At 67.4% G+C, this 11,436-nt stretch carries 10 protein-coding genes; 1 reads left to right on the forward strand and 9 read right to left on the reverse strand.

Features of this window, described 5'->3' with window-relative positions; genetic code table 11:
• The first annotated feature begins 296 nt into the window (after positions 1-296).
• Positions 297-764 (forward strand): MaoC family dehydratase, encoded by a 468-nt coding sequence (locus GTP41_RS21600; protein WP_161027651.1) that lies wholly within the window; start codon positions 297-299, stop codon positions 762-764.
• Between the two features lie 7 nt (positions 765-771).
• Here the strand turns inward: GTP41_RS21600 and GTP41_RS21605 are convergent, their stop codons facing one another.
• The 9 genes from GTP41_RS21605 to GTP41_RS21645 form a co-directional block, all read right to left on the reverse strand.
• Positions 772-1,698 (reverse strand): diguanylate cyclase domain-containing protein, encoded by a 927-nt coding sequence (locus GTP41_RS21605; RefSeq protein ID WP_161027652.1) that lies wholly within the window; start codon positions 1,696-1,698, stop codon positions 772-774.
• Positions 1,695-6,095 carry a PAS domain-containing protein gene (locus tag GTP41_RS21610; protein WP_371867379.1) on the reverse strand — a complete coding sequence of 1,467 codons (4,401 nt, stop codon included), beginning with the start codon at positions 6,093-6,095 and terminating at the stop codon, positions 1,695-1,697. The genes GTP41_RS21605 and GTP41_RS21610 overlap by 4 nt, the downstream gene beginning before the upstream one ends.
• A 51-nt stretch (positions 6,096-6,146) precedes the next feature.
• Complete coding sequence (locus tag GTP41_RS21615; RefSeq protein ID WP_161027653.1) at positions 6,147-7,370, reverse strand: acyl-CoA dehydrogenase family protein; 1,224 nt, start codon at positions 7,368-7,370, stop codon at positions 6,147-6,149.
• Between the two features lie 9 nt (positions 7,371-7,379).
• Positions 7,380-8,450, reverse strand: a complete 1,071-nt coding sequence (locus GTP41_RS21620) for a phosphotransferase (protein WP_161027654.1) — start codon at positions 8,448-8,450, stop codon at positions 7,380-7,382.
• A 24-nt stretch (positions 8,451-8,474) separates the two neighbouring features.
• Complete coding sequence (locus GTP41_RS21625) at positions 8,475-9,200, reverse strand: histidine phosphatase family protein (RefSeq protein WP_229503001.1); 726 nt, start codon at positions 9,198-9,200, stop codon at positions 8,475-8,477.
• A gap of 2 nt (positions 9,201-9,202) precedes the next feature.
• Positions 9,203-9,751 (reverse strand): prepilin-type N-terminal cleavage/methylation domain-containing protein, encoded by a 549-nt coding sequence (locus GTP41_RS21630; protein WP_161027655.1) that lies wholly within the window; start codon positions 9,749-9,751, stop codon positions 9,203-9,205.
• Between the two features lie 12 nt (positions 9,752-9,763).
• Entirely contained in the window at positions 9,764-10,468 is a 705-nt protein-coding gene (locus tag GTP41_RS21635) for a prepilin-type N-terminal cleavage/methylation domain-containing protein (RefSeq protein ID WP_161027656.1), read from the reverse strand.
• On the reverse strand, positions 10,465-11,166 hold the full coding sequence (locus GTP41_RS21640; RefSeq protein WP_161027657.1) for a hypothetical protein: 702 nt from the start codon (positions 11,164-11,166) through the stop codon (positions 10,465-10,467). Before GTP41_RS21640 ends, GTP41_RS21635 begins: the two co-directional genes overlap by 4 nt.
• Positions 11,150-11,436, reverse strand: a 287-nt coding sequence (locus GTP41_RS21645) for a hypothetical protein (protein WP_202419834.1), incomplete at its 5' end; no start/stop codon positions are given. The genes GTP41_RS21640 and GTP41_RS21645, both read right to left, overlap by 17 nt.

An 11,436-nucleotide genomic window follows, 5' to 3' on the forward strand; every position in this document is an offset into this window, starting at 1 on the left:
TATCGGCAGGTTGGAATGCGACCATCGTAGTGGCAGCGCCGCGCGCTCGGCACTGAAATGCGACGAACTGCGATTTTTGGGTGCTGAATAGCAAAAAATTGATAATATGAAAGGGTCGGCCTGCGCCGGCCCGGCAGCTTTTGCTGTCGAGCACAATTCAAGCAATATCCCTTGTTTGCGCCGCGGATCGGCCATCCGCGGCGACCCTTTTCCTCTCCCGTTATGGACGTCCTGAGCTGGCGCGAAGGTGCGAAGCGCTGTAGACTCCAAAGCATCTTTTTTGTCAAGGAAGTAGCATGCAAGTGCAACCGCGCCTGGTGCGCAATATCGCCGAGCTTGAGGCCCTGGTCGGCCAGGAAGTCGGCGTTTCCAACTGGGTCGATATCACCCAGGAGCGCGTCAACGCCTTCGGCGCCGCCACCAATGATCAGCAATGGATCCACACCGACCCGGTGCGCGCCGCCGCCGAGTCGCCCTTTGGCGGCACGGTGGCGCACGGCTTCCTGACCTTATCCCTGCTGCCGGGCTTGCTGCAGGACGCGGTGTATATGGAAGACATGCGCATGGGCCTGAACTATGGCCTGGACAAGGTGCGCTTCCCGGCGCCGGTGCCGGTCGGCAGCCGGGTGCGCGGGCGGGTGGCCTTGCGCAGCATCGAACCGGTGGCGGGTGGCCACCAGCTGTTGTGGGAGGTGACGGTGGAGTGCGAGGGCAGCAGCAAGCCGGCCTGCGTGGCGGAATTCCTGATGCGGCGCTACGCCTGAAGCAGCGCTATCCCGCCAGGCGGGCAACGCAGTAGCGATTACGGCCGCCGGCCTTGGCCTGGTACAGGGCCTGGTCGGCGGCGCGCACCAGCTGGTGGGCATCGCCGTGCTCGCCCGGCAGGACGGTGGCGACGCCCAGGCTGACGCTGACGGCGTCGCTAACCGGGGACATGCGGTGCGGAATCGCCAGGCCAGCCACCGCTTCCAGGATGCGCTGCGCCACAGTTTCCGCACCTTGTTGGTCCACTTGCGGCAGCAGCACCACGAATTCTTCGCCACCGTAGCGCGCAACCAGGTCGGGCAGGCGCCCCGCGCAGTGCAGCATGGCGTGCGCCACTTGCTTCAGGCAGGCGTCGCCGGCCTGGTGGCCGTAGGCGTCGTTGTACAGCTTGAAGTGGTCGATATCGATCATGATGAGCGAAAGCTGGCTGCGGCTGCGCCCGCAGCGGCGCCATTCATTTTCGATTGCATCATTGAAGCTGCGGCGGTTGGCGACGCCGGTCAAGGGGTCGGTCAGGGTCAGCTCGCGCAGGGCGTCGGATTGCCGCTTCAGCGTCAGGTGGGTGCGCACGCGCGCCCGCACCACGGCCACATTGAAGGGTTTGGTGATGAAATCCACGGCGCCCGATTCCAGGGCGCGCGTTTCATCCTCCGGGGTGGTGAGGGCGGTGACGAAAATAATCGGGATATCGCGCAACTCGGCGGCCGCATGCAGGGCGGCGCACACTTCATAGCCATCCATGCCGGGCATGACCGCGTCCAGCAGGATCAGGTCGGGCCGCTGCTCGCGCGCCAGTTCCAGCGCTTTTTCGCCGTTCATGGCAAACAGCACCTCATGCTCCTCGCCCAGCACATGGTTGAGGATCTGGATATTCTCCATCGCGTCGTCGACGATCAGCAGGCGTCCATTGCGGGCCTGGTCGGTCCAGCTCATGCGACTTCCTTCCTTTTCAGCATTTCCTGTACCATTTTTTCCGCACTCGCAAAATCCAGCGTTTCGATGGCGTGCGCCAGGCCGGGCAGCAGGTCGGGGCAGCGCTGTTCCAGGCTGGGGCCGAGGACCTTAAAGGCCGACAATGCCTTCATATTGCTGTTTTTTAATAATGTAAGCAAGTCGCCCAAGGCGCGCGGCAGGGCGCCGGGCGGCATGTTGTCGGCCGGCGCCTGCACCGGCAGCGGCAGTTCGCGCGCCGCCGTGGTGACCACGGCCAGCGCCTGCTCCAGTGCCAGCAGCAGGGCGGCGGCCGAACTGTCCTGGCCTTCCGCCACGGCGCTCTCGGCCTGGGCGCTCAGGCGCGCCACATCGTCGGCGCCGAGGTTGGCGGCCACGCCTTTCAGGCGGTGCAGCACCTGGGCGGCGGCGTAGCGTTTGTCCTGGGCCAGGCAGTCGCGCACTTCGCGCACCGCGTCGCCCTGCGAGTTCTCGAAGCGTTTCAGGAGGCTGGCGAAGGCGGCGTAGTTGCCGGCCACGCGCCGCAGTGCGGCGTCGAGGTCGATGCCGGGTACGCAGGCCGGGCGGCCGTCGCTGTGCGCCGCCGCCAGCGGCGTGGCGGCCAGTTCGGGATGCAAAGGGGCGAGCCGGGTCAGGGTGGCGATCATCTCGTCGACGTCGATCGGCTTGGCGACGTGGGCATCGACGCCAGCTTCGATGGCGCGCACCCGGTCTTCCGGCATGGCGTTGGCGGTCATGGCGACGATGGGCAGCGTGCGCAAGCCCATGGCGCGGATCGCCTGCGTGGCGTGGAAACCGTCCATCACCGGCATCTGCAAGTCCATCAGCACCGCGTCGAAGCGCTGCGGGTCGTCGCGCAGCATGTCGAGCGCGATCTCGCCATTGGACGCCACCTCCACCAGGGCGCCGCAGTGCAGCAGGATGTAGCGCGCCATCTCCTGGTTGATTTCATTGTCTTCCACCAGCAGCACGCGCATGCCGGCCAGGCGGCCCGAGAGCGGGGTGTGACTGGGCGGGTGCGCCGGCTGGTTGGCGCCGGTCAGGGCGGCCAGCGCCGCCGCGCGCAGGCTGGACGGGGTGAAGGGCTTGGACAGCACGGCGTCGATCTGCAGGCTGTCGGCCAGCGGCAGCAGGTCGTCGCTGGCGCGTTCGGACGCCATCATCACCACATTGGGCATGGCGGCGTCGTGCGCGATGCGCGCCTGCACCAGCATGGCGATGCCGTCGGTGCCGGGCATGGCGCTGTCCACCAGCAGCAGGTCGAAGGGTTTGGCGCTGCCCTGGTGCTCGCGCAGCAGGGCCAGGCCTTCGACGGCGTTGATGGCGCAGCGCACCGTCCAGTCCATGGCCTGGCCGGCGCGCACCAGCGCTTGCCGCGCGCTGGCATTGTCCTCCACCACCAGCACATGGCGGCCGCGCAGGACCGGCGCCAGCTCGGGCGGTCCGGTCTCGGCGCTGTGCTGCAAGGGGCAGGTGAAGCGGAAGATCGAGCCTTTGCCGAGCGTGCTCTCCACGCTGATCACGCCGCCCATCAGGTCCGCCAGGCGGCGCGCGATGGCCAGCCCCATGCCGGTGCCGCCGTAACGCCGGCTGGTGCTGGTGTCGCCTTGCGAGAAGGCGTCGAACATATGGGTTTGCTGTTCCGGCGTGATGCCGATGCCGGTGTCGCGCACGGTGAATTCCAGGGTCAGCGAATCGGCGCTGCCCTGGGCGGCGCGCACGTCCAGCACCACTTCGCCGCGCTCGGTGAACTTGATGGCGTTGCTCAGGAGGTTGAGCAGCACTTGCTGCAGGCGCTTGGCATCGCCTACCACCTCCGCCGGCAGCGTGGGGGCGATTTCGAATACCGGCTCCACGCCTTTGTCCCAGGCGCTGTTGGCGATCAGGATCGCGGTCGCGGCCAGCATCTGCTCCAGGTTGAACGGTGCCTGCTCCAGCTGCAGCTGGCCGGCCTCGATCTTGGAGAAGTCGAGCACGTCGTTCACCACGCCCAGCAGGCTGCGGGTGGCCAGCTGGATCTTGCTGACGTAGCTGCGTTCGCGCCGCTCCAGCGGGGCTTCCTCCAGCAGCCGCGCCAGGCCGGTGATGGCATTCATCGGGGTGCGGATCTCGTGGCTCATGTTCGCCACGAATTCGCTCTTGGCGCGGCTGGCTGCTTCGGCCCGGTCGCGCGCGCGCACCAGCTGCTCATTGACTTCCTGTAGTTTCAGTTCGCTGCGCTTGAGGTCCGAGACGTCCGAGCCAAGCGCATAGAAGCCGCGCACCGCGCCGTTTTCGTCGCGGTCGGGGATCAGGTTGATCCAGACGTAGCGCAGTTCACCGGAGGCCAGTTCCAGTTCGCGCAGGAAGTGCTGCGGGCTGCCATTGAGCACGGCGTCAATATGCGGACGGATCTCGGCCAGCAGCCGGGGCGGCAGCACGCGCTCGATGGGCTCGGCCATGGTCTCTTCCAGCGGCTTGCCGAACCAGTCCAGGAAGAAGTGGTTGGCGTAGCGGCAGCGCAGCTCCGCGTCCCAGTAGGCGACGATGCCGGGCAGGTTTTCCGTCACCGTGTGCAGGAAGCTTGTGCTGCGCGCCAGGCTGAGGGAGGTTTTCTGCAACGCTTCGTCGGCCCGCTTGCGGTCCGTGATATCGAGCGAAATGGCGAGCAGGTGGGTGGCCACGCCTTGCTCGTCGCGCAGCGCGACCTTGCGCGTCATCAGGTAGCGCACTTCGCCGCCGGCGCTGCGCATGGCTTCCTCGCCGATTTCCAGCACCTCGCCGGAGGCCAATACCTGGCGGTCGGCCTCCTGGAAGGCGTCGGCCTGCTCCGGCGGGAAGAAATCGCGGTCGCTCTTGCCCAGCAGATCTTCGCGCGGGCGCCCCAGCAGCAGCTCGCCCTGGCGGTTCAGCAGTTCGAAGCGCAGCTGCTGCGCGTCCTTGACGAAGACCATGGCGGGCATGTGTTCCAGCACGGACTTCATCAGGGATTTTGAGCGGCGCAGGGCTGCTTCGGCTTCCTTCTGCTGGCTGATATCCATCAGCATGGCGGTGATGCCGACCATGCTGCCGTCGGCGCCGTAGACCGGGTAATAGCCGGCGATGAAGTGGCTGGTGCGGCCCGGGCGCGCCGACGAGTTGCCGGTCAGCTCGGCCGCCGGCACCGACTCGCCGGTGGCGAGCACGCGCCGATAGGCCTGGTTGACCTGGGCCACGATATTGCGGTCGTTGATCACTTCATCGAAGCGGCGCCCGATATGCTCGTTGACCGGCAAGCCGTTAAAGGCGGCCAGGTAGTCGTTGATCATGAGGATGCGCAGGCGCGTATCGACAAAACTCAGGCCGACCGGCGCCGTGGCATAAATGGTCTCCAGCAGGGCGTTCGAGTTTTCCAGTTGCGCCGTGCGTTCCTCCACCAGGCGCTCCAGGTCTTGCCGGTGGCGCGTCATATTGCGTTCCAGCTGCAGCAGGGTGTCGCCCAACAGCCGTGCCTCGTGGAAGGCGACGCGCGGCGCTTCGACGGGCAAGCTGTCGGCCAGGGCCTGGGCCGGCTGTTGCAGGGCGTCGATGGAGCCGGCAATGCGGCGCGCCGCCAGGGCCGCCGCGCCAAAGCCGCCCAGCACCAGGGCCAGCAGCAGGGCGGCCAGCGCCAGGAAGGGACCGCCCAGGATGCCGAGGGTGTCCGGCGCCGGGCCGGCGACCGTGATGCTCCAGGGGCTGTCGGCGCCGCGCAGGTAGCCGACTTGCGTAGCCAGCCCGCGCAGGGCTTCCCCGACCGGTTGGCCGCTGGCGCGGCCGTCGTCGCCGCTGCGCGCCACCACGCGGCCGTCCGGCGCCAGCACCGCGATCACGCTGCCCGATGGCAGGCGCATTTCCTCGGCAACCCGGTCCAGCAGCGCTGGCGGCAGCAGCACGCTCAGGACGGAATGCGCTTTGGCGGCACGCCCGAGAGGCACGTCGAGCGCCAGCCGCGCCGGCTCCTTGCCATTGGCGGGCAGCAGGCTGATGGCGGAACGGCCGGCGGCGGGCATCCTGATGCGCGCGGCGTTGGCGGCGCGGTCGAGCGGCATGGCGCTGCCGGCCAGCAGGCTGGGGTTGCCGTTTTCGGTGAGGAGCAGGTGGTGTTCGGCCGGCAGGGGCAGGTTGCGCGCGCCGGCCAGCGCGGGCTGGGCGGCCAGCGCCTGGGCGATGCCCTCGGCGGCCAGCAGCTGCCGGTCCACCACGGCGGCCGCGCCGCGCGCCACACGCTGTGTCTCGAGTTCGGTGCGGCCCTGGTCGTGTTGTTGGATATACACCAGCACCAGCGCCAAGGCAAGCAGCATTGGTCCGGCGCATGCGATGGCCATCAGCGTGAGCTGCGACCGGAGCGGCGGCAAAGGCTTGCTGGAATCATCCTGCACGGCACTTCCTTTCAGCGAAAGAGTCTGCAGGATGATGATATCGCAGCTCGTCTAAGACGAGAAGCGCGCTATTTCCAGCTTGGCGATGGCATTGCGGTGCACTTCATCCGGCCCGTCCGCCAGGCGCAGCGTGCGGTTGCCGGCCCACTGGTAGGCCAGCGGGAATTCATCGGACACGCCGGCCGCGCCATGCGCCTGGATCGCCCAGTCCAGCACCTGCTGCGCCACGTTCGGCGCCAGTACCTTGATCATGGCGATTTCCGACTGCGCGACCTTATTGCCCACCGTGTCCATCATATAGGCCGCTTTCAGCGTGAGCAGGCGCGCCGTATCGATCCTGATGCGCGATTCGGCGATACGTTCGCGCCACACGCCCTGGTCGGACAGGCGCTTGCCGAATGCAACCCGCGTAGTCAGGCGCTGGATCATCAGTTCCAGCGCGCGTTCGGCCACGCCGATGGCGCGCATGCAGTGGTGGATGCGGCCCGGGCCCAGGCGGCCCTGCGCGATCTCGAAACCGCGCCCTTCGCCAAGCAGGATGTTGGAGGCCGGCACGCGCACGTTCTCGAACAGCATTTCGCAGTGGCCGTGCGGCGCGTCGTCGTAGCCGAAAACAGGCAGGGGACGCAGCACCGTCAGCCCTGGCGCGTCGGCCGGCACCAGGATCATCGATTGCTGCACATGGCGCGGCGCGTCGAAATCGGTCTTGCCCATGGTGATGTAGACCTGGCAGCGCGGGTCGCCGGCGCCCGAGATCCACCATTTGCGGCCGTTGATCACGTAGTGGTCGCCATCGCGCTCGATGCGCGTTTCGATATTGGTGGCGTCGGATGAGGCCACCGCCGGCTCGGTCATGGCGAAGGCGGAGCGGATCTCGCCGCGCAGCAGCGGCTCCAGCCAGCGCTGCTTGTGTTCTTCGCTGCCGTAGCGCTCCAGCGTTTCCATATTGCCGGTGTCGGGCGCCGAGCAGTTGAATACTTCAGAGGCCCACGGCACGCGGCCCATGATTTCGCACAGGGGCGCGTAATCGAGGTTGGACAAGCCTTCCGGCGCGCGCTTGGAGCGCGGCAGGAACAGGTTCCACAAGCCCTGTTCGCGCGCCAGCGGTTTGAGGCGCTCAATCAGCGCGGTGGGAATCCAGCGGTTGCCCTGTTCGCGCCCGTTGCGGTCCACCTCCTCGTGGAAGGCTTTCTCGTTCGGGTAAATGTGCTGGTCCATGAAGGCCAGCAGGCGCGCCTGCAATTCCTTGGTGCGCGGGGAGTAGTCGAAGTCCATGCCGTTCCTCTATTCGATTGCCTTGCCTTGGGCGTAGGCCCAGCCCATGGCGGCCATCGGGCGCGCCAGCTTGCCCGATTCCAGCGCCTGCGCGCTCGCTGCGGTGCCGTCCACATAGCGCTTCATGATGCCCTGCATGATGCTGGCCAGTCGGAACATATTGAAAGCGAGGTAGAAGTTGAAGTCCTCCAGGCGGATGCTTTTGCCGGTGCGTTCGGCGTAGCGCGCGATGTAGGCGCGCTGGCTCGGGATGCCGAGCGCTTCCAGGTCCAGGCCCGCGATGCCGCGGAACTGCCCCGGCGCGATGTGCCAGCTCATGCAGTGGTAGCTGAAGTCGGCGAAGGGATGGCCCAGGGTCGAGAGCTCCCAATCCAGCACTGCCAGGATGCGCGGTTCGGTGGGGTGGAAGATCATATTGTCCAGGCGGTAGTCGCCATGCACGATCGATGTGTCCTCGCCGGGCGGGATGTGGGCCGGCAACCAGTCGATCAGGCTGTCCATCTCGGCGATGGTCTCGGTCTCGGAGGCTTTGTATTGCCTGCTCCAGCGTTCGATCTGGCGCTGGAAGTAGTTGCCCGGCTTGCCGTAGTCGCCCAGGCCGATGGCGTTGTAGTCGATGCTGTGCAACTGGGCGATGACGCGATTGAGCTCGTCGTAGATGGCAGCGCGTTCGGCGGGTGTCATGCCGGGCAGGGCTTGGTCCCACAGCACCCGGCCTTCGACGAACTGCATGACGTAGAAGGCGCGCCCGATCACGCTTTCGTCCATGCACAGGCAGTACTGGCGCGCGGCCGGGAAACCGGCCTTGTGCAAGGCGTCCATGACGCGGAATTCGCGCTCGATGGCATGGGCGGAAGGCAGCAGCTTGGCAGCCGGCGCCGGCTTGGTGCGCAGCACATAGTGCGCGGCGCCGACCGACAGCTTGAAGGTGGGGTTGGATTGGCCGCCCTTGAACTGCTCGACCTTCAGCTCTCCCTGGGGATAGCCCTCTACGTGCTGGCGCAGGTATGCGGCCAGCGCGGCGGTGTCGAAACGGTGGCGTTCCGAGACCTCCTTGGTGCCTATGAATTCTTCGAACATATTGCCTCCTTCCGAACGATCGTACTATTTTTGTGGACGGGAAAGCAAGCGCGATTTTGAATATTCCTGGAACAGTTGTTCCATCGTCGTGCTGCGGGTGGCCGTGTGCAGCGGCGCCGGCGGCGCGTAGTTGGTAAAGCGCACGATCCAGTCGTGTGGCTGCGTGCCCACATCGAGCGCATTGATGCAGCCGGCGGCCTGCGACAGGTTGCCGAGGAAAAGGCGCTGGCCGCCGGTCAGGGCGTAGGACAGGATGGCGCGATTGACGCCGCCGTGCAGCACCAGCAGCACGGTGTCCCAGCTGTCGTCGGCCAGCAGGGCGGCGATGGCGGGGTGGGTGCGGTCCATCAATTCGCCGATCGATTCGCCGCCCAGGAAGCGGCGTTCTTGCGGCACCACGCCGGCGAAGGCGCCGAGGAAGGCCTCGCGCAGCTGGTCGTCCGGAATGCCGGCCAGCTTGCCGCCGCGGATTTCCTCCAGCTCGGACCAGGTTTCGAGCTGGATCTTCTGCCCGGTTTCCGCCAGCACGCGCATGGCCGTTTCCACGGTGCGCGGCAGGCCGGAGACGATGACGCGGTCGAACTGGATGCCTTCGGCGGCGAAAGCCTGGCCGGCGGCGGCGGCCTGGGCGCGCCCGGCTTCGTTCAGGGGGACGGTTTCGGGCAGGTGGGGCTTGCCGGCCTGGTCGAAGTAGGTGACGCTGCCGTGCCGCATCAGGAAGACGCGGCGGCGTTCGGTGTTTGCTGTCATAGTCAGAAGAAAATAGCCAATCGGGTGATGATGGTGCCGTTATTAGTATAAGGCCCCGTCGCCCGCACGTTGCCGGAATCGGGTTTGCCGTCATCCAGCTTGGCATCGATCTGCTCGGCGAAAGTGTCCGGCAGGTTGTCGAAGCGGATTCCGTTGCCGCCCCGGCCGCCCACCACGTCGTTGTAGATATACACTGCGCCGCCCTGGGCGCTGGTCATGAAGTCGGTGCTGCCGTTGTAGGAGCCGGTGATCAGTCCGGCCAGCGCCAGGTGCTGCGGCGCCAGCTGGTATTCGCTGACCTGGCCATCGCCGTTGCCGTTGCCGGCCGCGCCGGGCACGTGGGTGGTGGCCATGATGTCGTCGCCGGGCAGGGCGCGGAAGCGGTCCTGGTAGGCGTTGACGGCGGCCTGCAGGGCGGTGGCCTGCTGGATGATGCTTTTGACCTTGGCGCTGTCGATCAGGGCCTGGCCTTTCAGTACGCCACCGAGCAGCAGGCCGATGATGACCAGTACGATGGCGATTTCAACGAGGGTAAAGCCGCGGTTTCGCATGATGTCTTCCTTTCACGGCAGCCGTTGGGCCGCGAGCATGCGGTTGAACAGGATGTTGGGCGAGAGCCAGAGCACGATGTCGTCGTAGGCGCCACCGGGGGCGTTGGGGTTGTCGGCCTGGCCGCGCGCGATGAACAGGCGGCCGTCGGTATTGAAGTTGGCCTTTTCATCGACATTGCCGGCGCCCATGTCGGCGGCCTGCACGCCGACGTCGCTGAAGGCGCCGTAGCCATTGCGGCCTTGCGACAGGAGGACGGCGGGGATGTCGTTCTGGGCGCTGGCCGGAACCAGGTTGCCGGCGGCGTCGCGGCTGGCGATGGTGATGTCGCGCGGGGTGCTGAGGCGGAACGGCGTGCCGCTGTCGCTGAAGGCGGGCGTGACGCTGTACAGGTAAAGGTGCTGCCAGGCGTCCAGCTTGGGCAGGCCGAGCGTAGCCCATGGCAGGAAGCCGAAGCGGCGTTCGTTGCCGCAGCGCGTGCCGTTGCGGTCTTCCAGACCGTTGGCGGCGGAGATGGCGGGGCAGGGCAGGTAGCCGTTGCGGGCGGCGAAACCCGCCAGCGCGTCGCGCGCCTCCTCCAGCGCGCGCGTGGTGTCGCTGCTGCGGCGCTGTTCGATTTGGGCCGACAGCGGCGCCAGCAGGCCGCCAAGCAGCAGGCCCACGATGACGAGCACGATCGCCATTTCCAGCAGGGTGAAGGCTTGTTGGGCTGTTTTCATGGCAGGGTCCTGGCGGCGGCCATGCGTTCGTAAAGGGTGTGCAAGGGGACGGTGGCCAGCAGGTCGTCGAAGGTGCCGCCGGGAGCGTCCGGCTGGCGGCTGCGCGGGCGGCGCATGAAGTCGACCGAGGCGGCCAGGTTGCCGGCCTGGTCCTGGCTGGCCGGGTCGTCGCTGCTGCCGCGCGAGAACACGATGGCGGGCGCGCATTGGGCGGCCAGGGAGCAGGTGGCTTGTCCGGCGCTGAAGAACAGGGCGCCGTCGGCGTCGCGCGCGAGGACGCGTTTGGTCGCGACGAGGGCGGTGCGGGCCAGCGGCGCCATGGTGAAGGCCGGCGTGACGCTGTAGCGCAGTTCGCGCCCCCAGCTGTCGTGCGCCGGCAGGCCGAGGTCGCGCCAGGGCAGCATGCCGGTGCAGTCGGCTTCGCTGGCGCAGGCGTCCGGGCGCTCGTGCCCGCCGCGCTCACCGCCACCCAGATCCGCCGGCTCTGCGGTTGCGGGCCGTGGCAGGCGCCCGTGCGTCGCCGCGAAACCGAGCAGTGCCTCGCTGGCTTGGGCCAGCAGGGCCATTGTCCGTTCCTCGCGCGCCCGCTCGACGCCCGTGCTGCCGAATGCGGACAGCAGCACCGCCGCGAATGCGACGAGCGCCACCAGCAGCATGGCCAGCAGGGCTGCGCCTTGTTGTCTAACGCGCGGCTTCATGGATCTCTCCGGTGGCAGGATCGTAACGCTGGCCAGGTTTCAGGATGATGGAGCGGCCATCCGCATCCAGCCGGACGCCCCCGCGCTGCACGCTGCCGGCCGGCGCCGGCGTCACTTCGCCGTTCACGATCACCATGGCCCGCCCATTGCTGCGACGGACGATGCCGCCCAACAGCAACTCGCCGCGCGCGTCCTGCGCGCCGCCCGCGCCCTCCGCGCCTGGCGCGGCCGCAGCGCCCGCTCCCGCAGCCGCTGCAAGCCCCGCGCCTG

The organism is Pseudoduganella guangdongensis (genome assembly GCF_009857475.1).
GTDB classification, from domain to species: domain Bacteria; phylum Pseudomonadota; class Gammaproteobacteria; order Burkholderiales; family Burkholderiaceae_D; genus Rugamonas; species Rugamonas guangdongensis.

What these genes read in the sequence shown, in the direction of transcription:
- GTP41_RS21605 (WP_161027652.1), bottom strand. Translation starts at nt 1,698, where the DNA reads ATGAGCTGGACCGACCAGGCCCGCAATGGACGCCTGCTGATCGTCGAC.
- GTP41_RS21625 (WP_229503001.1), bottom strand. Translation starts at nt 9,200, where the DNA reads ATGACAGCAAACACCGAACGCCGCCGCGTCTTCCTGATGCGGCACGGC.
- GTP41_RS21615 (WP_161027653.1), bottom strand. Translation starts at nt 7,370, where the DNA reads ATGGACTTCGACTACTCCCCGCGCACCAAGGAATTGCAGGCGCGCCTG.
- GTP41_RS21620 (WP_161027654.1), bottom strand. Translation starts at nt 8,450, where the DNA reads ATGTTCGAAGAATTCATAGGCACCAAGGAGGTCTCGGAACGCCACCGT.
- GTP41_RS21635 (WP_161027656.1), bottom strand. Translation starts at nt 10,468, where the DNA reads ATGAAAACAGCCCAACAAGCCTTCACCCTGCTGGAAATGGCGATCGTG.
- GTP41_RS21600 (WP_161027651.1), top strand. Translation starts at nt 297, where the DNA reads ATGCAAGTGCAACCGCGCCTGGTGCGCAATATCGCCGAGCTTGAGGCC.
- GTP41_RS21630 (WP_161027655.1), bottom strand. Translation starts at nt 9,751, where the DNA reads ATGCGAAACCGCGGCTTTACCCTCGTTGAAATCGCCATCGTACTGGTC.
- GTP41_RS21640 (WP_161027657.1), bottom strand. Translation starts at nt 11,166, where the DNA reads ATGAAGCCGCGCGTTAGACAACAAGGCGCAGCCCTGCTGGCCATGCTG.